The 22,861-nt window shown below is 61.9% G+C and carries 25 protein-coding genes; 19 read left to right on the top strand and 6 right to left on the bottom strand.

The window, feature by feature from the left end; genetic code table 11:
* Positions 1-9: 9 nt before the first annotated feature.
* Both FEZ60_RS13200 and FEZ60_RS13195 read left to right on the top strand, forming a co-directional pair.
* Positions 10-1,176, top strand: a complete 1,167-nt coding sequence (locus FEZ60_RS13200; protein ID WP_095887935.1) for an FAD-dependent oxidoreductase — start codon at positions 10-12, stop codon at positions 1,174-1,176.
* Positions 1,177-1,256: 80 nt separating this feature from the next.
* Positions 1,257-2,024 (top strand): aspartate/glutamate racemase family protein, encoded by a 768-nt coding sequence (locus FEZ60_RS13195; protein WP_033236414.1) that lies wholly within the window; start codon positions 1,257-1,259, stop codon positions 2,022-2,024.
* A gap of 35 nt (positions 2,025-2,059) precedes the next feature.
* On the opposite strand, the gene FEZ60_RS13190 is transcribed toward FEZ60_RS13195, so the two are convergent.
* Complete coding sequence (locus FEZ60_RS13190; protein ID WP_033236413.1) at positions 2,060-2,425, bottom strand: SPW repeat protein; 366 nt, start codon at positions 2,423-2,425, stop codon at positions 2,060-2,062.
* Positions 2,426-2,744: 319 nt separating this feature from the next.
* Here FEZ60_RS13190 and FEZ60_RS13185 point away from each other — a divergent pair, with 319 nt between their 5' ends.
* Together FEZ60_RS13185 and FEZ60_RS13180 are read left to right on the top strand one after the other, a co-directional pair.
* On the top strand, positions 2,745-3,491 hold the full coding sequence (locus FEZ60_RS13185) for a DNA alkylation repair protein (protein ID WP_172936264.1): 747 nt from the start codon (positions 2,745-2,747) through the stop codon (positions 3,489-3,491).
* 83 nt (positions 3,492-3,574) lie between these two features.
* Positions 3,575-4,819 carry a glycosyltransferase family 87 protein gene (locus FEZ60_RS13180; RefSeq protein ID WP_172936263.1) on the top strand — a complete coding sequence of 415 codons (1,245 nt, stop codon included), beginning with the start codon at positions 3,575-3,577 and terminating at the stop codon, positions 4,817-4,819.
* Here the strand turns inward: FEZ60_RS13180 and FEZ60_RS13175 are convergent.
* Entirely contained in the window at positions 4,803-5,858 is a 1,056-nt protein-coding gene (locus FEZ60_RS13175; protein ID WP_116101684.1) for a ferredoxin--NADP reductase, read from the bottom strand. The two genes, FEZ60_RS13180 and FEZ60_RS13175, sit on opposite strands and share 17 nt — an antisense overlap.
* A gap of 362 nt (positions 5,859-6,220) precedes the next feature.
* Here FEZ60_RS13175 and mdo point away from each other — a divergent pair, with 362 nt between their 5' ends.
* The 7 genes from mdo to FEZ60_RS13140 all read left to right on the top strand — a co-directional run bounded on the left by mdo (position 6,221) and on the right by FEZ60_RS13140 (position 14,038).
* Positions 6,221-7,495 carry an NDMA-dependent methanol dehydrogenase gene (gene mdo / locus FEZ60_RS13170; protein WP_033236488.1) on the top strand — a complete coding sequence of 425 codons (1,275 nt, stop codon included), beginning with the start codon at positions 6,221-6,223 and terminating at the stop codon, positions 7,493-7,495.
* Positions 7,496-7,580: 85 nt separating this feature from the next.
* Entirely contained in the window at positions 7,581-8,663 is a 1,083-nt protein-coding gene (locus FEZ60_RS13165) for a MoxR family ATPase (protein ID WP_172936262.1), read from the top strand.
* Positions 8,660-10,177, top strand: coding sequence for a VWA domain-containing protein (locus tag FEZ60_RS13160; protein WP_172936261.1), 1,518 nt, complete (start codon positions 8,660-8,662; stop codon positions 10,175-10,177). The genes FEZ60_RS13165 and FEZ60_RS13160 overlap by 4 nt, the downstream gene beginning before the upstream one ends.
* Positions 10,178-10,218: 41 nt before the next feature.
* Positions 10,219-10,542, top strand: coding sequence for a hypothetical protein (locus FEZ60_RS13155; RefSeq protein WP_172936260.1), 324 nt, complete (start codon positions 10,219-10,221; stop codon positions 10,540-10,542).
* A gap of 253 nt (positions 10,543-10,795) precedes the next feature.
* A complete protein-coding gene (locus FEZ60_RS13150) occupies positions 10,796-11,938 on the top strand; it encodes an iron-containing alcohol dehydrogenase (protein WP_202026135.1) in 1,143 nt (380 codons plus the stop codon).
* Between the two features lie 10 nt (positions 11,939-11,948).
* A complete protein-coding gene (locus tag FEZ60_RS13145; protein WP_245006155.1) occupies positions 11,949-13,334 on the top strand; it encodes a GAF domain-containing sensor histidine kinase in 1,386 nt (461 codons plus the stop codon).
* On the top strand, positions 13,334-14,038 hold the full coding sequence (locus FEZ60_RS13140) for a response regulator transcription factor (protein WP_233366464.1): 705 nt from the start codon (positions 13,334-13,336) through the stop codon (positions 14,036-14,038). The genes FEZ60_RS13145 and FEZ60_RS13140 overlap by 1 nt, the downstream gene beginning before the upstream one ends.
* Here FEZ60_RS13140 and FEZ60_RS13135 read toward each other — a convergent pair.
* Positions 14,035-14,523 (bottom strand): helix-turn-helix domain-containing protein, encoded by a 489-nt coding sequence (locus tag FEZ60_RS13135; protein WP_233366466.1) that lies wholly within the window; start codon positions 14,521-14,523, stop codon positions 14,035-14,037. The genes FEZ60_RS13140 and FEZ60_RS13135 overlap by 4 nt on opposite strands.
* Before the next feature lie 68 nt (positions 14,524-14,591).
* Here FEZ60_RS13135 and FEZ60_RS13130 point away from each other — a divergent pair, with 68 nt between their 5' ends.
* Together FEZ60_RS13130 and FEZ60_RS13125 are read left to right on the top strand one after the other, a co-directional pair.
* Positions 14,592-15,527, top strand: coding sequence for an ABC transporter ATP-binding protein (locus tag FEZ60_RS13130; RefSeq protein ID WP_033236405.1), 936 nt, complete (start codon positions 14,592-14,594; stop codon positions 15,525-15,527).
* Positions 15,524-17,188, top strand: coding sequence for an anibiotic ABC transporter (locus FEZ60_RS13125; protein ID WP_172936258.1), 1,665 nt, complete (start codon positions 15,524-15,526; stop codon positions 17,186-17,188). Before FEZ60_RS13130 ends, FEZ60_RS13125 begins: the two co-directional genes overlap by 4 nt.
* 8 nt (positions 17,189-17,196) lie before the next feature.
* On the opposite strand, the gene FEZ60_RS13120 is transcribed toward FEZ60_RS13125, so the two are convergent.
* Complete coding sequence (locus tag FEZ60_RS13120; RefSeq protein WP_141485537.1) at positions 17,197-17,667, bottom strand: MaoC/PaaZ C-terminal domain-containing protein; 471 nt, start codon at positions 17,665-17,667, stop codon at positions 17,197-17,199.
* Between the two features lie 73 nt (positions 17,668-17,740).
* On the opposite strand from FEZ60_RS13120, the gene FEZ60_RS13115 reads away from it, so the two are divergent.
* A complete protein-coding gene (locus FEZ60_RS13115) occupies positions 17,741-18,184 on the top strand; it encodes a DUF6314 family protein (RefSeq protein WP_141484705.1) in 444 nt (147 codons plus the stop codon).
* Between the two features lie 41 nt (positions 18,185-18,225).
* A complete protein-coding gene (locus FEZ60_RS13110; protein ID WP_033236403.1) occupies positions 18,226-18,435 on the top strand; it encodes a DUF4287 domain-containing protein in 210 nt (69 codons plus the stop codon).
* Between the two features lie 3 nt (positions 18,436-18,438).
* Here the strand turns inward: FEZ60_RS13110 and mftM are convergent, their stop codons facing one another.
* A complete protein-coding gene (gene mftM, locus FEZ60_RS13105) occupies positions 18,439-19,263 on the bottom strand; it encodes a mycofactocin oligosaccharide methyltransferase MftM (RefSeq protein WP_172936257.1) in 825 nt (274 codons plus the stop codon).
* 11 nt (positions 19,264-19,274) lie between these two features.
* Entirely contained in the window at positions 19,275-19,874 is a 600-nt protein-coding gene (mftR, locus tag FEZ60_RS13100; protein ID WP_033236401.1) for a mycofactocin system transcriptional regulator, read from the bottom strand.
* A 103-nt stretch (positions 19,875-19,977) separates the two neighbouring features.
* On the opposite strand from mftR, the gene mftA reads away from it, so the two are divergent.
* From mftA to mftD, 4 genes are all read left to right on the top strand, one after another.
* A complete protein-coding gene (gene mftA, locus FEZ60_RS13095) occupies positions 19,978-20,073 on the top strand; it encodes a mycofactocin precursor MftA (RefSeq protein ID WP_072782308.1) in 96 nt (31 codons plus the stop codon).
* Positions 20,058-20,345, top strand: a complete 288-nt coding sequence (gene mftB / locus FEZ60_RS13090; RefSeq protein WP_033236400.1) for a mycofactocin biosynthesis chaperone MftB — start codon at positions 20,058-20,060, stop codon at positions 20,343-20,345. Before mftA ends, mftB begins: the two co-directional genes overlap by 16 nt.
* Positions 20,346-20,420: 75 nt before the next feature.
* Positions 20,421-21,635, top strand: a complete 1,215-nt coding sequence (gene mftC / locus FEZ60_RS13085) for a mycofactocin radical SAM maturase (RefSeq protein WP_033236399.1) — start codon at positions 20,421-20,423, stop codon at positions 21,633-21,635.
* Between the two features lie 40 nt (positions 21,636-21,675).
* Entirely contained in the window at positions 21,676-22,854 is a 1,179-nt protein-coding gene (gene mftD / locus FEZ60_RS13080; RefSeq protein WP_045070891.1) for a pre-mycofactocin synthase MftD, read from the top strand.
* Positions 22,855-22,861 lie beyond the last annotated feature (7 nt).

Raw genomic sequence — 22,861 nt, 5'->3', positions numbered from 1 at the left:
GCACGGATAGTGATCGTGGGCGCAGGTTTGTCGGGGCTACGAGCCGCGGAGGAGCTGCGGCGCGCCGGTTTCGAGGGCGAGATAGTCCTAGCGGGCGGTGAGGCGCATCTGCCGTACGACCGTCCGCCGCTGTCGAAGGAAGTCATCCGCGGAGACAAGGACGAGACGACTCTGCGTCCGGCGGAGTTCTTCACCGAGAACGCGATCGACCTGAAGCTCGGTTCACCAGCACTCTCGGTGGATACCGCATCCAAGACCGTCGCGTTTGCCGACGGTTCGGAGCTGACGTACGACGATCTGATCATCGCCACGGGACTGACCCCAAGGCGCATCGGCGGTCTGCCTGAGCTTTCAGGCGTGCACGTCCTGCGTTCCATCGAGGAAGCACTCGCTCTGCGCGCGGACCTTGCGCCGGGCAAGCGAGCGCTGATCGTCGGTGCCGGTTTCATCGGCTGTGAGTTGGCGTCGAGCATGAAGTCGCACGGAGTTGACGTCGTTCTGCTCGAACCGCAGCCGACGCCGCTTGCATCGGTATTGGGCACGACGGTCGGTGCTCTGGTGGAGCGACTGCACCGAGACGCGGGCATCGACGTCCGGGTTGGCGTCGGGCTCGAGACTCTGTCCGGCGACGGCGTCGTCGACACCGCTGTTCTCGGTGACGGTTCCGAAATTGCCGTCGACGTGGTCGCCATCGGCGTCGGATCGTTGCCGGTGACGGATTGGCTTGCAGATTCCGGGATCGAACTCGGCAACGGAGTGCTGTGCGACGCGGTGGGCCGGACAAGTGTCGAGAACGTGTGGGCGATCGGTGACGTTGCCGCATGGACGATCGGGGAAGCGCGCAAGCGCGTCGAACACTGGAGCAACGCCGGGGATCAGGCAAAGATCCTTGCCGGTGCGTTGACCGGTACCGGTGACGCGAATGCGCCCGCGCAGGTTCCGTATTTCTGGAGCGATCAATACGACGTGAAGATTCAGGCGCTGGGAACGGTGTCGTCCACTGATCAGGTGCATATCGTCAAGGACGACGGCCGCAAGTTTGTCGCCTACTACGAGCGTGACGGAGTGTTGGCAGCCGTAGTCGGCTGTGGCAGTCCTGCGGCTGTGATGAAGATGCGCGCGAAGATCGCTGCGGGTACTCCGATCGCCGAAGTGCTGGAAGCCGCAGCAGTGTGAGTTGCCCCAGCAGTGTGAGTTGATGGACAGGCGGGCGAGCTGATGCGGCTCGGTCGGGTTCGGGACGCTAGATTTGTTCGGTGATCGTTGCGCTCATCGACTCGGGTCTAGGTTTGCTCCCGACTTCCGCTTGGCTTCGCCGCCTGCGTCCCGAATTGGATCTGGTGTTGTCCTTGGATCCTGACGGCGCACCATGGGGGCCGAAGCCTGCGCCGTGGGTGATCGACCGGGTGCTCGGTGCTGCGGCGCGAAGTCTCGACCGGGGCGCCGAGGTCATCGTGCTGCCATGCAATACGGCGAGTGTGACTGCGCTCGAGCATGTCCGCGAGCTGGTCGGGCCTGGTATTCCCGTAATCGGGACGGTACCGGCAATCAAACCAGCGGCTGCCGTGTGTGAGTCGGTGGCGATCTGGGCTACGGCGGCAACCACGGCCAGCCGCTATCAGGCAGATCTGATCGCCGAATTCGCGGATGGAACCGAGGTAGTCGGCGTCGCGTGCCACGGCCTCGCCGACGCCATCGACCGAGGCGACCGAGCGGGCGCCTTGGCCGCGATCAGCGACGCCGCGGCCCGGACACCAGACGGTGTGCAAGGTGTTGTTCTAGGCTGCACCCATTACCCGTTGTTGCGGGACGAGATTGTTGCCGCGCTGCCCGAAGGAGTCTTGCTCTTCGACAGCGCCGAGGCCGTCGCAAGGCAGACACTGCGCCGTATCGACGCAGCTGAGATGGACACTTCAGTTGGTTCCGGGACGGTCGAGGTGTTCGTGAGCGGACGCCCAGGGAGCCTTCCGTCCAGCGCCGAAGCATTCGACGCCGGACGGTTGTTGGGAGCAATCAGGGCCTGAGCCCGTCAGTGCGCGGCCACTCCGTGGTCACTGCTCTAATGGGCGGCCACTCCGTGGTCGCCGTGATGCATTCTGGCGGCCATCATCGGCATCGCACTCACTGCCACCACTACGGTGAGGACTCCGACAACCCAGGCTGTCCAGGCTGCGCCTTCGAGGGCGTGGAAGTTCATGACCCAGGGGGAGATGAACATCAGAACGCCGAAGACACCCATCGCGTAGTCGGCGACGGCCATGTCCGGTCGTGCCATGTGAGCCAGGCCGGCGAGTGCAACGAGCACACCCAGGACGATCAGTGACCACATAGCCCGGTCGTTGGTGGTCAACCAGATCGGCGACAGTGCGGCAAAGACACCGAGAACCACGGCTACGGCATCCTGCATTCGATTCCACGACTTCATGGCGAAACCTCCTCGAGCGAAAAGATTCTTTCACTCTCGAGTAGACGCCTTCCTGAGGTCGAGTTCAACTCTCCGACAATTGCATTCGGGTTGCAGTTACCCGCAGGCATGGCCGGTTTGTATCAAGATTTGTGATCAGAGGTGCGGGCCGCGACCAGGCCGCGCGGGGCGGTGGCTGCGATGTGGCCGGAGAGCGCCATCAGCGTGAGTGTGGTGAAGGCCAGTGCGGTTGTGAGCATGGTTTCAGTGTTGCCGACCAGGCTGTGCCTATCTGGGGCGTTCGATGTGAGGACGCTGTGAGTTGTGAGATCGTGTCGGCATGGGTGATCTGAGTGCTCGTGTGGTGTGCGAGGCGTTGGCCGACCTGTCCGATCCGAAGGATGCTGTTCACCTTCAGCGGTTCTTCAAGACCGGGCCGGGGGAGTACGGCGAGGGCGACGTCTTCATCGGTGTTCGGGTGCCCAAGACACGGACTGTGGTCAAGCGGTTCGGCGGTCTCGAGTTGAGCGAAGTGCGTGTGCTGCTCGACAGCGAAGTTCACGAGTATCGTCTCGCCGGCCTGTTGATTCTGGTGGCGCAGTTCGAGAAGTCAAGTAAGCAGCGGTCTTTCGACGACGAAGCCCGACGCACGATCGCCGAGTTCTACCTCGACGCGGTGGAGCGTGGGCGGGTGAACAACTGGGACCTGGTCGATTCGTCGGCCGGTCAGATTCTCGGCGGATGGTTGTTCGATCGGGACCGAAGCCTGGTGTTCGAGCTCTCGGATTCGGGCGACCTGTGGCGTCGGCGCGTGGCGCTGTTGACCACGTACGGCTTCATCACGCGGGGCGACGCGTCGACAACTCTCGAGCTCGCGGCGTCCGTCCTCGACGATCGTCGTGATCTGACGCAGAAAGCGATGGGCTGGATGCTGCGTGAGGTGGGCAAACGCGTCGACCGGGGTTTGTTGACCGGGTTCCTGGAGTTGCATGCGCACGACATGGGTCGTACCGCATTGAGCTATGCGTGTGAGCACCTCAGTGCGGAGGAGCGGACGCATTTTCGGTCGCTCCGTGCGCCGGTGTGAGACTTTGCCGTAACGGTCTGTGACACGATCGAGAGGTGCAGGCCTCCTCAGCTCGACTAGTTACAGCGACAACCATCGCGTCGATGCTCGCGGCAGCATGCGTGGTGCTGGCATATCTGGTGTACGTCGTGCGAGCCGTCGAACCTGTCGATTTCCTCGTCTATCGCTACGCTGTCGAGAAGTTTGCCAGTGGCGGTGACATCTATTCCGGGAACTTGTTCGGTCCGATGATCGAGCCTGAGGGAATGCCGTTCACCTACACGCCGTTTGCAGTGTTGTTGTTGTGGCCGACAGCGTTTTTCGACTGGTGGACTGCGTACCTTCTGTGGTCGCTTCTGTGCATTCTGCTGGTGGCGTGGACGGTTGCGCGCTTCACTCCGAGGTGGGTTCGCTTGCGGCCGTTGGTGATGGCGGCACTTCTGATCGGGGTGTCGGTGACACCGACGGTCAGCGCGCACATCTCATTCGGTCAGGTAAATCTGTTGTTGATGGCACTGGTGCTGTTCGACATCACTCGAGATGACAATTCGATTCTCGGCCGGTATTTCCCGCGTGGACTGTTGATCGGCGTTGCGACCGCGATCAAGCTGACTCCGGGGTTGTTCGTCGTCTACTTCGTGGTGACACGGCAATGGCGACTGGCGATCTGGAGTTCAGTGGGTGCGGCCGCTGCCACTGTTGCTGCCGCACTGGTTGATCCGGCGCTGAGCAGAACCTTCTGGACCGAAGTCGTGTGGAGTTTGAGTGGCCGCGTGGATCTTACGGGCGAGGCGATTGCCAGTTCGGGTAACGGCTCGCTGCAGGGCACTCTGGCTGCGCTGGGTTCCTGGACGGATGCGGTGGTGATGCCGTTGATCGTGCTGGTCGGCGCAGCGGCACTGTGGATTGCGAGGCGGATATACCTCGACGGCCGTAGCGTCGACGCGGCACTGGTGATCGGGTTGAGCGCGCCGATTCTGTCGCCGATCAGCTGGATTCATCACTGGGTGTACCTGATCCCGGCGGCGGTCACGATACTGTTCCGGCTGCGTTCGCGTCGTGGTGTCGCGGTTTTCGTTGCAGCTCTGGTGGTGGTCTATTGCGGACCGAGTATGGGACAGCAGTTGATGGACGCGTCGGCGCTGCTCGTGCCGGTCGGTGCGATCTTGCGGGAGGGTTTCATCCTGGTCAGCGCCGCGGCAATTGTTGCTTTGTGGCAGATGCGGCCACGCCCGGACACTGTGTTCGGGGAGAATTCGGTGTTCGGGGAAAACGGTTCGGCCCCCGAATCCGAAGGGAATCAGGGGCCGAACAGTATCGAAGAATCCGGTGTCAGAACTCGATCTTGAGGTTGTCGGAGACAGGCTTTGCCTGGCATCCGAGAATGTATCCGTTTGCAATGTCCTCGGCGTCGAGGATCTCGGAGTTGTCCATCTGCACTTCGCCTTCGGTGACGGTGCAGGCGCAGGAGCCGCATTCGCCTTCCTGGCAGGAGTACGGCACGTCGAGGCCCTTGGCGAGCATGATGTCGACGAGGGTCTGCTTGCGGGGCCAGACGAGTGTGTGGGTTTCGCCGTCCAGTTCGACCTCGACCGTGGCGGCGTCTGCTGCTTCTTCGTCGGTGACCTCGGCGAGTTCGACGTCCTTGAACGGGTCACCGGCGAGGGAATTGAAGACCTCGGCGTGGACCTGTGTGCGGGGCATGCCGGCTTCGGCGAGTGCGTTGTGCACGGCGTCCATGAAGGGGCCGGGGCCACACATGAAGGCTTCGTAGGCGACAAACGGCTTGGCCAGCGTTGCCAGCTGCGAAACGACCGGGAGTCCCTGGACCGATTCGATCCAGTGGATGACGGTCAGGCGACCGGCGTACTTCGTTGCGAGTTCGCGAAGCTCTGCACCGAAGATGACGGACTTCTCGTCACGGTTGGCGTACACGAGGACAACGTTGCCGCTGCCCTGGGTGAGAGCGGACTTGAGGATCGAGATCACCGGAGTGATGCCGCTGCCCGCGCCGAAGAGCAGGAAATCGTGATCGAGCGACTTGGGGGTGAACACACCGGACGGCGGCAGCACTTCGATGGTGTCGCCGACCTGAACCTTGTCGCACAGCCAATTGGAACCGTAGCCGTCGATGGTTCGCTTGACGGTCACCTTGGGGGCGTCGTCGGTGAACGGTGAACTGGCCAGGGAGTAGCACCGCGCAACGGAACCGGTCTGGTCGCTGGGGATGCGCAGAGTGAGGAACTGCCCGGGCTTGTAGTCGAACTTGCCCTTCAGGTCCTCGGGGATCTCGAATACCAGCGACCGGGCGTCCGAAGTCTCTTCCACGACTCCGGACACGGTGAGTACCGCCGATCGCGAGCTGTGCGGTACCTCGACTGTCGTCATCGCGAAGCAAGTCCTCTCGTGAAGCTGGGTAATGCGCAGGTCAGTGAAATGCTGCAGGTAGAACATGTTCTAGTTCAATGCTAGCAGTGATGAAAAGCTACTGGGGATCCTAGTCGCGCGGCAAAACGTTCCCGATCAGCGGGAATCAGACCGATCGTGATGGGGGCGCCTGGCGGGCCGGGGCGGTCACAACCTGCCCGAATGGGCGGTTCGGGGGCGGCGTCCGGGCGGTAATCGCAGCGAACTGTGGGTTCGGGCTGTCGGCCGGTCCACAGTGGAGTGCAGATGAGATGCCGATCACAAACAAGCGGCTTTCAATCACTCCCACCGTCACAGTCACGCATTCGCGAGGAGCAAAGAAGATGGCAATCGAGCTCAATCAGATCTGGGACTTCCCGATCAAGGAATTTCATCCGTTCCCCCGCGCACTCATGGGTGTGGGTGCTCACGACATCATCGGCGTCGAAGCCAAGAACCTCGGGTTCAAGCGCACCTTGTTGATGACGACGGGTCTGCGCGGCTCGGGAATCATCGAAGAACTGATCGGCAAGATCGAGTACCAGGGCGTCGAGGTGGTTCTCTACGACAAGGTGGAGTCCAACCCCAAGGACTACAACGTCATGGAGGCCGCGGCGCTCTACCAGAAGGAGAAGTGCGACTCGATCATCTCGATCGGTGGTGGCTCGAGCCACGACGCAGCCAAGGGTGCCCGCGTCGTGATCGCGCACGACGGTCGCAACATCAACGAGTTCGAGGGATTTGCCAAGTCCACGAACAAGGAGAACCCTCCGCACATCGCCGTTTCCACCACAGCCGGTACGGGTTCCGAGACGTCATGGGCGTACGTCATCACCGACACGTCTGACATGAACAACCCGCACAAGTGGGTGGGCTTCGACGAGGCGACCATCGTGACCCTCGCGGTCGACGACCCGCTGCTCTACTACACCTGCCCTCAGCACTTCACTGCGTACTGCGGCTTCGACGTACTGGCCCACGGCAGTGAGCCTTTCGTGTCTCGCCTAGATTTTGCGCCGTCGCTCGGCAACGCGATCTACTCGGTCGAGTTGGTCGCGAAGAACCTGCGCGAGGCTGTCTTCGAGCCGCGGAACCTCAAGGCCCGCGAGGGAATGATGAACGCGCAGTACATTGCCGGCCAGGCCTTCAACTCCGGCGGACTCGGAATCGTCCACTCGATCTCCCACGCGGTGAGCGCTTTCTTCGACAGCCACCACGGTCTGAACAATGCCATCGCGCTGCCTCGGGTGTGGGAGTACAACCTGCCCTCGCGTTACGAGCGTTACGCCCAGTTGGCCGGCGCTCTCGGTGTCGACACCCGCAACCTCACGACGGTGCAGGCCGCCGACGCTGCCGTCGAGGCAGCGATCCGTCTGGCCAAGGATGTCGGTATCCCTGACAACTTCGGTCAGGTGCGCACCGATTCGTACGCGAAGAACCAGATGAACACCAAGAAGTACGAAGGTCGTGGTGATGTCATCAAGGGTGACGAGAAGACTGTGCGCGCCATCTCCGAGCACATTCAGGACGACTGGTGCACCCCGGGCAACCCCCGCGAGGTCACCGTGGAGTCGATGATCCCGGTTGTCGATCACGCGATCAACAAGTCCTACTTCTAACGGGCCTTCGGCCCCGTGCGCCTTTTTGGTAGCCCGCGCTACCGGAAAGGCGCACGAGGGGCTTGCCCCCATTGAAAGGTGTTCCATGTCCAATCGCACTTTCTCCACCGGCGTCGAAGTGAAAGATGCGCTGCGCGAGCAGGACTACATCGCGGACGACGAGTTTGCGGTGGTAGTTCACCTTGCGACGGCGTTGGGGCGTCCACTCCTGCTCGAAGGACCGGCCGGGGTCGGCAAGACGGAACTCGCGAAATCGCTGGCCGCGATCGGTGGACGAAAGCTCGTGCGATTGCAGTGCTACGAGGGTTTGGATGACAATCGGGCGCTCTACGAATGGGACTACGCAAAGCAACTCCTGCACGTGCAGATGCTCCGTGACCGGATCAGCGATCAGGTGGCCGAGTTCGACAGCGTCGCTGACGCGTCGAAGTTTCTGGCAGATCAGGATTTCGGTTTGTATTCCGAGAATTTTCTGTCGGTCCGGCCATTGCTCGAGGCGATATTGTCACCGGAACCGGTCGTGCTTCTGGTCGATGAAGTGGACCGCACCGAGGAGTCCATGGAGGCGCTTCTCCTGGAAATTCTGGCCGAGCAGCAGATCACGATTCCCGAGGTCGGTACATTCGTGGCCCGGTCGCAGCCCTGGGTCATCTTGACGTCCAACGATACTCGTGAACTCTCGCCGGCGCTCAAGCGTCGGTGCCTGCACTACCATCTCGGCTACCCGACGTCCGAGCGCGAGCGTGAAATCGTCACTGCCCGTGCGCCGGAGGTTGATCAAGCCACCGCCTCCGAAGTAGTCGAACTGGCTCGAATCCTGCGTGACCTTCCGCTGCGCAAGAGCCCGTCGATCTCCGAGGTGATCGATGCGGCAAGGGCGGCAACGGTTCTTGCAGCCAGCGGCCTGGGGGTGTCGTCGGACGCCACGGTGCGCGACATCTTGCTGGCAGCGCTACTCAAGTACTCGTCGGATGTGACGCTTGCGAAGGAACGATTCGACGGGAAGGCGCTGGAGTCGCCGTCGCGCAATGGCGGGGAGTCAGTCGAACGTGCCACTGTCGCAAGCAAGCCCGCGAACACGACGACAGCGGTGTTCCGGGGGACCGGCGGGCGGGATTCGCATCAACAAGGGGTCCGCGGTGGCAGCGGACTCCGCTCGTCGCGATGACAATGCTCAGCGCTGCCGAAAAGCCGTCGTTTGTCCTCGACGTGGTGTCGGCGAGCTTCGGCCGATTGCTGAGGGCGGCCGGAGTGTCGGCATCTCCGGCCGAGGTCATCGAGGTTCGGCGGGTGCTGGCGATGGTCGGGGCGTCGGATCGTGATGTGTTGCGTGCCTGCCTACGGTCGGTGTGCGCCAAGTATTCTCACGAGCAATCGGGCTTCGATCGGGCATTCGACGCGTTGTTCCGTCCGATTCGAGACGGCAAGACGGCAGATCGCATTGCCTCCAGAGCGGAAGTGGCCGACGGTCTGCCGACCGCACTCGGTATCGACGAGGATCAGGAAGTCGGCCGCTACGCGGAGTACAACGAGCGTGCCGCCGAGGTGGGTGACTACTTCGATACTCCGGAGGCGGAGAAGGGATTCAACCCGCACAAGGACGACGACGATGTGTCGATGACGTCAAGTGATGCTGAACTGTCGGTGGATACCGGTTCCGAAACGGGGCGACGGGGGGTCAGCTACACCGTGGACGTGGACAGAGCGTCGTCGGCCGTAGTCGGTGATCTCAGTACGAGTGTTGCTGCCGCTGTGGTGGGTTCGTTGTCCTGGGACGATCCGACGTCCATTCTCGCGTGGCTCGACACGTACGATCCCAGCAAGGCCTATGCGGACGTCTCCGATGACGGACCGCTGACGCAGGCGCAGCTGAACCGCCTGGTCGAAGCTGTCGAAGCATTTGTTCAGGCGCTCTCCGCCGCTGCCCTGGCGGAGTCCGCTCCCGATGCCCCTGACAGTGAGGCGGCCGCAGGCCCCTCACATAACGACGTCGAACTTGCGTGCCACGAAGTGTTGCGCCGGATGCGAGGCCCCGCGAGACCGCGACCGCGCGAACGCTCCCGTGGGCGTTTGGACATGCGGCGGACGGTACGGTCGAGTTTGCGGACTGACGGCATTCCCTTCCATCTGGTGGTGAAAGCTCCTCGCCCCGATCGGGTTCGGTTGTTGCTGATCGCCGACGTCTCGCTGTCGGTCCGGCCCGTCACCGCATTCACCTTGAGGCTGGCCCAGGCGATGCACCGGCGCGCCGACCGCTGTGAGGTGCTGGCCTTTGTCGATCGACCCGTCGACGTCACGGACACCCTGCTCGCCAGCAGTGGTGACGGCGCTCTGGCAGCGGTCCTGGCGCATCCAGGTCTGGACCTGGAAGCCAGCAGTGATTACGGGCGAGTGCTCACCGAATTGCTGGACGAGCACGGCAACGCCTTGAACTCACGAACGTCCGTCATCATCGTCGGTGACGGGCGGTGCAACGGATTACCTCCGCAGGTGGAGAAGCTCGAGGAACTACGACGCAAGGTTCATCGATTGGCCTGGATCACGCCGGAACCACAGCGATATTGGAACCAGGCGTCGTGTGCGATGCCGGAGTACTCGAAGATCTGTGACGAGGTGGTGGTGGCTCGCGATGCCGCGCAGCTGATGGCCAAAGCGGCGGAACTGGGTCACGCACTTCGCTGAGGTGCGACAGGTAATCCGAGAGTAGTGATGTACTGATATCCATGACGGTGACGAAGGCTGAGAAGTCGGCGCTGCGCTGGAAACCGATACTGCTGCTGACGGTACTCGGTGCGGTATGCGGCCTTGTTGCTTTGGGAGTCTTCCAGTGGTGGTGGCAATCGTTGGCATCGCCGCACATCCTCACTGGCGGCGCATACTTCGATCCCGAGCCTGGGTTTACCGGACCCGGCTTTATGGACCTGTTCCCCGCAGAGCCTGCGCCGTGGTTGTATTCCGGATTGGTCCTCGGACCGACCGTGGTCGGCTTGCTCGCCGGCATCGTGTTCGTGCTGTTCGGCGGGCGGGATCGTCGTCGTCAGGAGTAAGGGTCTCCCTGGACGCACGGTCGAGGCATAAAGACAGTACCTACCCGATCGGGTAGGTACTCACCTCTCCTTGGGCGGGTGTGTGTCCGTCGATGCCCGCGTAGTCTCGGAACCGGCGCTTGTTAAGTGGATCACAGACTCGGCGCCGGGCGAGAGGAGAGTGGGAGCCGTGTCGGTGGATGTTCCGGACGCTGTTGACGCAGGTGAACACCGCCATGACACAGGTGAACACCGCCGTGGCACCGCTGCCAGATTGGTGAAGTTCCATGCTCCGGAAATTGTGTTCGGCATCGGTTCCCTGGTCGAGGCCGCTCACGCAACGCTCCGATTCGGCGGTTTTCGCCCCTTTCTCGTTACCGACCCCGGCCTGGTCGAATCGGGATGGGTCAGTGAACTCGAGGCGCACTTGGCCGAGCAGGGGCTGCTGCCGACGGTCTGGGCTGGACTGACTCCCAACCCCAAGGACTACGAGATTGCGGCCGGCTTCGAGGTGTACCAGGAGGGCGAGTGCGACGTCATCATCGCGCTCGGCGGTGGGTCTGTCATCGATGCGGCAAAGGGCGTCGCGGTTCTGGCCGCAAACGGCGGAAACATTCTCGACTACGAGGGGGTCGATCAGGCGACCAAGCCGATTCCGCCCCTGGTGATGGTCCCGACCACGTCGGGTACCGGAGCAGATGTTTCCCAGTTCTGCATAGTCACGGACACCGCTCGGGGTACGAAGATCACGATCATCGGACGAGCGTTGGTTCCCGATGTCACCGTCATCGATCCACGGTTGCTCACAACGATGCCCGAGTGGCTCAATGCGGCAACCGGATTGGATGCGTTGACGCACGGTATCGAGGCTTTCGTATCGCTTGCCCACAATCCGCTCACTGATCATCACGCACTCCGAGCGGTCGGCTTGGTCACCGAGAACCTGGTGCGCACAATTCATGAGCCGATGGAAATGGAAGCGCGATCCGTCATGGCTCAGGCGAGTCTCGAAGCCGGTCTTGCCTTCACCAACGCGATTCTCGGCGCGGCTCATGCGATGAGTCATCAAGTCGGAGGCATGCTGGATCTCCCACATGGCGTCATCAACGGGATATTGCTTCCGCACGTCATTCGTTTCAATTCCACGACCGACGCGGCGCCGTTCGTGGCAATTGCTGCGGCGCTGAACCTTCCGGAGCAACGTGGCAGTGCGCAAGAAGCCGCGTTGGCGGTGGCGGATCGCGTCGAGCGGCTTGCCCGTGAGGTCGGTGTCCCGAAGGGTTTGGCGGAGTTGGGTGTTCGGGAGCAGGACTTGAGCCGCCTGGCAAGTTTTGCACTGCGTGATGCGTGCATGTCCACCAATCCGCGTGAAGCCACTCAGGAACAGATGGTGGCCTTGTTCCGGAGCGCGCTGTGAATCGGGCGAGATCATGACCGCAGACCTGTCGAGGCTCACCGGATTACGTTCGGGGAAGAGCACTTTCTATCCGCAGTACCGCGGCGCGGCTGAACGACTCGAGCGCGTCGTGCATGCATTGGAGTTGATTTCGCGGGCGCTGGTGAGAACAGTCGACGGCCCGGAGACGTTGGTCTGTGCTGTTGCCGAGGCCGCGCGTGCACATTTGAGTGCGCAGTGGGTGGTCTTTGCGCTCGCCGACGGCACCTTGCCTGACGCGGGGCCGCGACGGTTGGTTCTCGGACCGGACGCGACTCCATTCCTGGTCGACAACGTCGAGGGTCCACCGCTGCCGGACGACGTCGTGGATTGTCTCAACGACATTCGGTGCGGCAGTATCGAATCGAATTCCGTGGTCGATCCGCACTACGCGTTTGTGCCGATCGTGCTCGGGGGTGGTGTTGTGGGCGCATTTGCGGCCTGGACTCCGCAGAATCGCACTCTTGATTCCACCGACGGCGCAGTTCTCAGCATCTTGGCCAGTCAAACGGCTGTTGCGCTGCAGAATTCGGCTCTGTATCAGCGCGGGCAACTGCTGCTGTCGCGTGCCGAAGAGGCATTTGCGGAGGCCAATCGAACTGCCGCCGATCTGGCGGTGCGAAACAGTGAGCTGGAATCGACGCAACGTCAACTCGGGGTGGCGCACCGGCACCAGGTCGTCGACGACGAACGCCATCGCATCGCCCGCGAACTCCACGACAGCGTGACCCAGGCGGTGCTGTCAGCGGGTATGCAGATCGAAGTGTGCCGCAGTGACATTCCCGACGCCGAGCGAAGTGAAAGACTGGATCTGGCAAAGGATCTGACGAGGCGGGCCGTGGAGCAACTGCGCTCGGCGATCTACGCGCTCAACCACTCGTCGGATGAAGGCCGGACCTCGCTACCGGAGATGCTCGAGCAACTCAGCGTGGTCCACATGCCCGACGAGTTGGCCGTAAGTCTTCGTGTCGGCGGCACACCGGCCGAGCTTCCCGGTGAAACCGAACATGCATTGCTGCGGATCGCGGGCGAAGCACTCTTCAACGCCGCCGTTCACGCCCACGCCACTCGGGCGGTTCTCCGGTTGACGTATCGCACCGATACCGTGGTCTTGTCCATCTCGGACGACGGTGACGGAGACCCCGCGCGGATGCGATTGATCCTCAAACTTGCGGCGAGCAACGATCTCGACGGGCGGCACAGGGGCTTGGCCAACATGCAGTCCCGGGCACGCGAATTGGGTGGCACGCTCGATGTTCGTCGCGCGAGGATCGGGGGAGTCCAAGTGTTGGTTCGGGTGCCGCTCGCCGACAAGCCTGACAGTGATACTGAGACCGGCGCCGAAGATACCTGTCCCACAACCGAGATCGAGGAATGATGACCACAGCACGCCCCGTCTCCGCCGGCCACGTCGGGCCCAGAAATCCTTTGCGGCCCACCGAGAGTCGCGTAGTTCGTATCGTGCTCGTCGACGACCACGCAATACTGCGGCAAGGACTGCGGTCGGTGCTCGAGAGGGAAAGTGATCTGCGCATTGTCGGCGAGGCATCGTCATTGCCGGAGGCATTGTCGGTTGTCGATCGGGTGAGTCCCGACATCGTCCTCATGGACCTCAAACTCTCGGCGAGTTCGGACTACGAGGGATTGACGCTGTGCTCGCAGTTGTCCGTGGCGCATCCGAAACTCGGATTGCTGGTTCTCACCACATTTCTCGACGACCAACTGGTGGTTCGCGCTGTGCACGCCGGGGCGCGTGGATACGTTGTCAAAGACGTCGACACCACCGAACTGGTCCGGGCAATCCGGGCGGTATCTCGCGGCGAGAGTGCATTCGACTCGCGCAGTGCTTCCGCTGTGGTGCGCTCGTTGAACGGCCAGTCCACAACCAAGGACCGGTTGACGGATCGCGAACTCGAGGTCCTGCGGCTGCTCGCAAATGGATTGTCCAACATCAGGATCGGTGAGAGATTGTTCATCTCACCGACGACGGTGAAGTTCCATGTCAGCAATATCATGCGCAAACTCGAGGTGAGTCGGCGTGCCGAGGCAGTCTATGCGGCCAGCAAACAGGGATTGATCTAGACGCGCGTTGCTCGCCAGTCGGCCAGCATCCGCGGCATCTCCGCGGCCATGAAGTCGAAGAAGTCGCGAAGGTCGGCCATCCGGTCGCCGCCGCTTGTGCCTTCGCCAAGGACGCGAATGCCCTCTGCTGCTACCTCCGATACCTGGTACAGCGCAGACTGTTTGGTGACAAACGCGTCGGCCCACAGGTCTACACTGACGCGGTAGTGCTGACGCCTTGATCCCGGAACGGCGTCGCGTTCGATCAGGCTGACCTGTAGCAGGTATCGCACCGCGCCGGAAATGGCTGCCGCGCTCACGCCTAGCACCTCACCGAGATCACCGGGAGTCGACGACGGCTGATTGCTGGTCATCAAAGCCGCCCAGACGCGTGCAGGCATGGGCGGGAAGCCCATGTCGATCAGCACCAGCGAGAGGCGCTCGACCAACTGCCGGCTCTTGTCGGGATGGTCGGGCGGTTCATGTCGGGCGGTCATGTCGGTCATCGGGGAGTGTCCGATCTTTACGTTTTTCTATCTTCACACATTTGTGAAATCAGCGTACGGTCGAATTCATGGGTGCCGCAGTTTCGGTGAAAGACCTGGTCAAGACGTTCGGACCAACCCGAGCGTTGGACGGCTTGGATCTCGAGGTTTCCGAAGGCGAGATTCACGGATTTCTCGGGCCGAACGGTTCAGGCAAGTCGACCACCATTCGGGTACTGCTCGGCCTGCTGCGTTCGGATTCCGGCGAAGCAACGGTCCTCGGCGGCGATCCGTGGCGTGATTCCGTCGCCCTTCATCGGCGTCTGGCATACGTGCCGGGCGAGGTGAATCTGTGGCCGAATTTGACCGGAGGTGAGGCCATCGACCTGCTCGCCGGCCTGCGAGGCGGGATCGATGTGTCCACGCGCGCAGAGTTACTCGATCGTTTCGAACTCGATCCCAGAAAGAAGGCGAGAACATACTCGAAAGGCAATCGGCAGAAAGTGGCACTCGTTGCCGCGTTCGCTTCGGACGTCGAACTCTATGTTCTCGACGAACCGACGTCCGGTCTCGATCCGTTGATGGAGGCGGTTTTCCAGGACTGCGTTCACGAGTTGGCCCATGCCGGGAAGACGGTTTTGCTGTCGAGTCACATTCTGGCAGAGGTGGAAGCGCTGTGCGATCGTGTCAGCATCATTCGTGAAGGGCAAACGGTGGAGTCCGGAACGCTGTCGGAACTGCGGCATCTGACCCGTACATCGGTATCGGTCACGACGCGCACACCGGTCGCCGGACTCGACGCCTTCGAGGGCACGTACGACGTGCTCGTCGATGGTGATCACGCGAAGTGTGAGGTCGACAGTGTTCGGCTCGGCGCACTGATGGAACACCTTGTCGGCTTCGGGATCGTGGCGCTGACGTCCACACCGCCAACTCTCGAAGAACTGTTCCTTCGTCATTACGGGGACGAACGAGCGAAGGAGAGTTCGGAGCATCTGCGAGCGGAATCGGGGGCGCGGCCGTGACTGCCACGACCAGCCCGGTCGACGTTCACCAAGGTACCCAGTTCACCGGTACATCACGGTTGGTTCGGCTTGCCTTGCGACGCGATCGAATTCAGCTCCCGGTCTGGCTGATTTCGCTGACCGTGTTTCTGATATTTGTCGCTGCCAGCGTGGGTGGACTGTACAGCACTCCGGAGGAATTGCGTTCCGTTGCAGTCGGATCCGCAGTCTCACCCGTGGCGTTGGCCACCAACGGCATCGTGTCGGGATACTCCGAGGGTGCGATTGTTGCCAGCCAGGGCGTTCTGGTGTTTGCGTTGGCAGCGGCATTGATGAGCACGCTGGCGGTGGTGCGCCACACTCGGCAGAACGAGGAGACCGGGCGCGCCGAGATGATCGGTGCGGCGGTTGTCGGTAGGCGTGCGCTACTGACGTCGGCACTTGTTGTCACGATCGGTGCGAATATCGTTCTGGCTCTTGCCAGTGCAATCGGTCTGGTGGCCATCGGGCTTCCGGCGGACGGCTCGCTGGCGCTGGGAGCGGCGATCGGCGGCACCGGTATCGCGTTTGCCGGCGTTGCGGCTGTTGCGGCTCAAATCACGGACGGTGCCCGCACGGCCAACGGTATCGCGGGCGCGGCCATCGGAATTGCGTTCATGCTACGGGCGATCGGCGACGTCGACAGCACCGTTGTCGACGACGGTACCCGCGTGGTCAGTGGGTGGATGTCGTGGCTCTCGCCGATCGGGTGGGCGCAGCAGATACGACCGTACGACGACAACGCCTGGTGGATACTGCTGCTGCTCTTCGGTTTTGCCGTAGTTCACATCGGGATTGCCTTTGTGCTCATCGGTCATCGTGACCAGGGAGCGGGACTGGTCCAGCCGAGGCCGGGGCCACCGGTTGCGGCGCGCTGGTTGCCGTCGGCGTGGGGTCTGGCGTGGCGCATGCAGAGAGTGACGATGTTCTGGTGGCTATTCTCGGTAGTCATTCTCGGATTCTCGTACGGGGCAGTCGGAAACGAGATCGACCAGTTGGTGGGTTCGTCGCAGCAGACTGCTGACCTTTTCGAGCAGCTCGGTGGGGGATCAGCCGCATTGGTCGATTCCTACCTGGCGACCGCGTTGGGTTTCCTGTCGATAGTCATTGCGGCATATGCGGTCCAGAGCATTCTCCGCATGCATGGCGAAGAATCCTCGGGAAGGTTGGAACCGCTGTTGTCCACGGCACTTCCGCGCTGGAAGTGGATGCTTTCGCACGTAAGCACCGTTGTCGGCGGGGTGGTGCTCGCGCACATTCTTGCGGGAGTGTTCACCGGGTTCGCGTTCGGTCTGGTTACCGACGATATCGCGGGCAACACTGTGCGGATGGCAGGCGCGGCGCTGGCCTATCTGCCGGCAGTGCTGGTCGTTCTTGCAGTCGTGGCTTTGGTTTTCGGACTGTTTCCGGCGATTGCGTCGTCGCTGTCCTGGGGTATTTTTGCGGCCTGCATCGTTCTCGGGCAATTCGGCGTGCTGTTCAAGCTTCCCCAAGTAGTCCTGGACCTTTCACCGTTCACTCACGTTCCCACCGCACCCGCCGAAGCCGTGACGGCTTTGCCGCTGGTTGTGTTGACCGCTCTGGCACTAGCTCTCGGTGCGTCGGCGATTGCTGCGTTTGCACGCCGAGACATCCGAATGTAGCGGCTCGGTCACGATGTCGGTCGACAGTGGAGATACGCGTCTGTGACAACCTGGAACATGCGATTACCCTGCGCATCAACCAATTCGGCGGTTGTAGTCACCAGTCCACGCGAGCGCTTGTCGAGTACTACGTCGTCAACGGTGAGCGTGCCGCTCAAGGTGTCGCCGGGACGGAGTGGGCGCAGGAACTGTACGTCGCGCATGGACTTACCGGCAATGACGTTCCATCGGTCGTAAATGCTTGCGACCACAAGTCTCTGACAAATTGCCAAAGTGTGTACTCCGCTGCCGATCAAGCCGCCGAACACGCCGGATTCGGCGGCCTCTTTGTCGGTGTGGAACCACTGAGGGTCCCATTGCGTCGCAAAGTCGACAATTTCCTGCTCCGAGACCGTGTATGAACTCAACTCCATGATCTGGCCGATCCGAAGATCTTCGGCGTAGACGGAGCGATGGTGAAGGGCGGCAGAATCGTTCATGTTCTTCTGGATCTCCTGCGGGTAGGCCTGTACTCGGAACATACGCCACCTACCGAGCCACTAGAATCGGGAGATGGTCAACGACAGGCACCTCGATCCAAACGCACTGGTAGGGGAGTGGAACTTCGAACGAAGGATCGTCGACCGCCGTGCAGAAGTTACAAAACGCGTCACGGGAACAACCACCATCGAAGATGCCGGTGACGGCCGACTGCGCTGGTTCGAAAGCGGGACATTGTTCGACGGCGACCTGGAGTTGCCGGTTTTCCGCACTCTGTTCATCGAGCAGCATGACGGCGAGTGGGCAGTCACCTTCGAGGACGGTCGAGAGTTTCACGACTGGGCGCCGGGAGACGACGTCGAGCATCTGTGCGGCGCAGATACATACCGGGGCCGCATCGACATCGATGTCGAGGAAGCCGCAACAGACTCGCAGGCTGCGTGGTCGGTCGAGTGGACGGTGACCGGGCCGAGCAAGGACTACACGATGACGACGCACCTCGCGAGATCGTCGTAAATGACGCGCGACGCATGCATGGCGGCTGTAGATTCCGGGTCATGACTGAACCGGTGAAAGGCCCAGCGTCGTATTTTCCGTCGATCGAGAAGAAATACGGACGACCGATCAGCGAGTGGCAGGAGCTGATTCGCAGTTCCGACCTGACAAAGCACATGGAACTGGTCACCTGGCTGAAGTCCGAGCACGGGCTGGGGCACGGACATGCCAATGCTCTAGTGGCGCATACCCTGAAGGAAGATGCCGGCTAGCACTTACCGCGCATCGAGTATCAGCCATCCACCGTGATGTTCGAACACCTCGAAAGGCAAGCCGGTCTTCTCGCCAACGGCGCGCAGTGATTCGAGGTCGAAGGTCCGGATGTGCCCGTGGCATGCAGTTGCCTCGTCCTCGAACGGGACGGCGATGACAACACGCTCTCGGGCGATCCGCAGGGCCTGCGCGATCACCTTCTCTCCCACGGCATTGTCGACATGTTCGAGCAGATGAATTGCCGTGACGGTATCCGCACTCTTGTCGGGTGTTGGTACCTCACCGGCGTCGCAGATCAGTGTGTTGATCGTGATACCCAGTTCTGGGGCAACCGCGTCGAGCAGGATCATGGTTCCGGGCAGGATATCCGTCGCAGTGACGTCCATTCCGGCGTCGGCAAGTCGCAACGGCAGGAATCCGAAACACGACCCGAGGTCGAGGACGGAGCCGCGCACGAGTTCGTGTGCTTTCTCGTGGATGGGCGCAAAATCGGCGCTGCCGTCCAGGAGTTCGCGCAGTGAGTTCCGGTAGTAGGTGGTCCATGATTCGAGGGCTCCGTCGACGGTGGAGCGAACCAGTCCCACCATCGTGAGTTCGAATTCGTCCTGCCCGAAGTCGGCGTCCTGGATCGAGGCGGTCACGCCAGCGACGAGCCGTTCGCTGAGGTCGTCCGCAGTCAGGGAATGCCGCACCAGCAGCGTGCCGTCACTGCGATCGAGAGTGAGGGGACCTGACGCCACCCGCTCGACCGTGACGTGGCCGAACGACCATCGCCCGGGTGTCGAGGGCGCAAGTGAATCCATGACCGGTGCGGCGGGTGCTGACATGGTGGGCCTTCCTAGATGCTGATACCGGTGCGCAAGGACTGTGTTCCGGTTCGCAGAAGTTCGGGTAGTTCAAGTGCGTCGTCGGTGAGCCACTGTTCGTAGGCGGCCATCGCGACACCGAGCAGAAGGTAGCCCACAGTCCGCGGACCGTGATCGGTCGGTTCGAGGTTCATTCGCTTGGCAGCGTACTCGGCGACAACCTGGCGCCAGCCTTCGTACATCACCACCGAGTATGCCTGAAGCGTGGGCACGGTGAGGATGAGTTCCATCCGGTTACGGTGCACAGCAGTCTCTTCCGGGGGAAACGTGTTGAACGTCAGTAGTGCGGATTCGAGGGCGTCGACAAGCGGCATGTCCTCGGGCAGCGAATTGAAGTGTTCACGCATCTGAGCCAGATGACCGTCGAAGTCGCCCCATGGCACAGCGTTCTTGGACGGAAAGTAGCGGAAGAACGTCCGGCGAGCGATTCCGGCGGCGTCGGCGATCTGATCGACACTGACCTCGTTGAAGCCGAGCGTGGAAAAGAGTTCGATGCCGACCGTGCTGATTCCCTCCCTGGTAGTGGAGGGGCGACGACCTATCCGAGCGGACGGGTTTTTGCGGCTTCGCATACTTTTTCTGCTCCCAGTCTGTCATTCTGCACTCGATGCCATTACAGTGGTGAACCGAGTCACAGTGAAGTCCCACTCGTGACCACAGATTCAGGAGGAATCCATGTCCGATCGTGACAATAAGGCACTCGACAACGACCTCATCGAAGAATCGCTGGTCGAAGAGGTTTCGATCGACGGCATGTGCGGCGTGTACTGACCGTGCCTGCTTTGAATCTCGATGCGGGGTGGAAACTCCACCCGCAGGTAGCGCTTCGCCCCGAACCTTTCGGGGCGTTGCTCTACCACTTCGGAACGCGCAAGCTCTCGTTCCTGAAGAACACGACCATCGTTGCGGTGGTCAAGGCGTTGCCAGACCATCCTGATGTCCGGTCCGCACTACGTGCGCAAGGCATCGAAGATGACGCGGCTCCCCAATATGCCCGCGCGCTGAGCACTCTCGCCGACTCGCACATGATTGTGCCTGTCTGAGTCGCTCGCTCGCTCCCACGTGCGGAACAGCCCTCTGCACGTTCGCCCGCTTCATTTCTTTGCGAGGACACAGCCATGACCTCAGTTCTTGAACATCCCTCCACACCGGCACCGGTGGGTCGCCTCGTCGATCAGTTCGAACTCGGACTCGACGCCCCCATCTGCCTGACGTGGGAACTTACCTACGCCTGCAACCTGTCCTGCGTGCACTGCCTGTCGTCGTCGGGTCGCCGCGACCCCAACGAGCTGAGCACCGAGCAGTGCAAGGCCATCATCGACGAGCTGCAGCGTATGCAGGTTTTCTACGTCAACATCGGTGGCGGTGAGCCGACCGTGCGTTCCGATTTCTGGGAGCTCGTCGACTACGCGACGGACCACCAGGTCGGCGTGAAGTTCTCCACCAACGGCGTGAAGATCGACAAGAAGGTTGCTGCGCGCCTTGCGGCCAGTGACTACGTCGACGTGCAGATTTCCATCGACGGCGCCACCGCTGAGGTCAATGATGCTGTGCGCGGGCCTGGTTCGTTCGCGATGGCCGAGCGTGCGCTTGCCAACCTGAAGGAAGCCGGCTTCAAGGACGCCAAGATCTCCGTAGTCGTCACGCGGCACAACGTCAGCCAGCTCGACGAGTTCAAGGCTCTCGCGGACAAGTACGACGCGACCCTGCGCATCACTCGCCTGCGTCCTTCGGGCCGCGGCGCCGACGTGTGGGATGATCTGCATCCGCGTCCCGAACAGCAGCGTGAGCTCTACAACTGGCTGGTCGCCAACGGTGAGGGCGTCCTGACGGGCGACTCCTTCTTCCATCTCTCTGCGTTCGGCGATGCACTGCCCGGTTTGAACCTGTGCGGCGCGGGCCGAGTTGTGTGCCTGATCGACCCGGTCGGCGACGTCTACGCATGCCCGTTCGCGATTCACGATCAGTTCCTCGCCGGCAACATCGTGAAAGACGGTGGCTTCCAGCATGTCTGGCAGCACTCGGACCTGTTCCAGGAACTGCGTTCGCCGCAGACCGGTGGCGCGTGCAGCAAGTGCAACCACTACGACTCCTGCCGCGGCGGCTGCATGGCAGCCAAGTTCTTCACCGGCCTGCCGATGGACGGACCCGATCCCGAATGCGTCATCGGAAACGGTGAAATGGCGTTGGCCGGCGCGGGAGAGATCCCCAAGTCCAGCGTCGACCACTCACGATCCGGTCAACGTAAGACCCCGCGCGCATCGGTGCCCTTGACACTGATGATGCGTCCCCCCGCCAAGATTTGTGACGAAAACCCGCTAGCGGGAATGTAAGTAGCTTTCCGGGCTACTTGCGATACGAGAGGTTTGATTGATGGCAAAGAACGCATTCTTCGAGACCGTCGCTGAAGCACAGCGACGTGCGCAGAAGAGGCTGCCCAAGTCCGTGTATGCGGCGCTGGTGGCCGGATCCGAAAAGGGTCTGACCGTCGACGACAATGTCGCGGCATACAGCGAACTGGGTTTCGCTCCGCATGCGGCCGGATTGCCGAACGAGCGGAACATGGCCACCACCATTATGGGGCAGGACATTTCGCTTCCGGTGATGATCTCGCCGACCGGTGTGCAGGCAGTGCACCCCGACGGTGAGGTGGCGGTTGCACGGGCCGCTGCGGCGCGGGGAACGGCCATCGGCCTGAGTTCTTTTGCCAGCAAGTCCATCGAAGAGGTCGCTGCGGCCAACCCGCAGGTGTTCTTCCAGATGTACTGGGTCGGTAGCCGCGACGTGCTCCTACAGCGTATGGAGCGCGCTCGCGCTGCCGGCGCCAAGGGCCTGATCATCACCACCGACTGGTCCTTCTCGTACGGCCGCGACTGGGGCAGCCCGTCCATCCCCGAAAAGATGGACCTCAAAGCCATGTTCCAGTTCGCGCCCGAAGGCATCATGCGCCCGAAGTGGTTGTTGGAGTTCGCCAAGACCGGCAAGATCCCGGATCTGACAACACCCAATCTCGCGGCTCCCGGCCAGCCGGCACCGACGTTCTTCGGCGCGTACGGCGAGTGGATGCAGACTCCGCTTCCGACGTGGGAAGACATCGCCTGGCTGCGTGAGCAGTGGGGTGGCCCGTTCATGCTCAAGGGCATCATGCGTATCGACGACGCCAAGCGTGCAGTCGACGCCGGTGTCTCCGCGATCTCCGTCTCCAACCACGGTGGCAACAACCTCGACGGCACCCCGGCGCCGATCCGTGTGCTCCCGGGTATCGCCGAAGCTGTTGGCGATCAGGTGGAAGTTGTTCTCGACGGCGGCATCCGACGCGGCGGCGATGTCGTCAAGGCTCTTGCGCTCGGCGCCAAGGCAGTCATGCTCGGCCGCGCGTACCTGTGGGGCCTCTCGGCAAACGGCCAGGCCGGTGTCGAGAACGTACTCGACCTCATGCGTATGGGCATCGACTCGGGCCTCATGGGTCTCGGCCATTCGTCCATCACCGAGCTCAGCAAGGATGACCTGGTCATTCCGGAAGGCTTCACCCGCACGCTGGGCGCGAGCTGAACCTCTG

The organism is Rhodococcus sp. MS16 (assembly GCF_013277795.1).
Lineage (GTDB): Bacteria > Actinomycetota > Actinomycetes > Mycobacteriales > Mycobacteriaceae > Rhodococcus_F > Rhodococcus_F globerula.
Note: the sequence above shows the minus strand (reverse complement) of the source record. Positions and strands in the feature narration are given on the sequence as shown.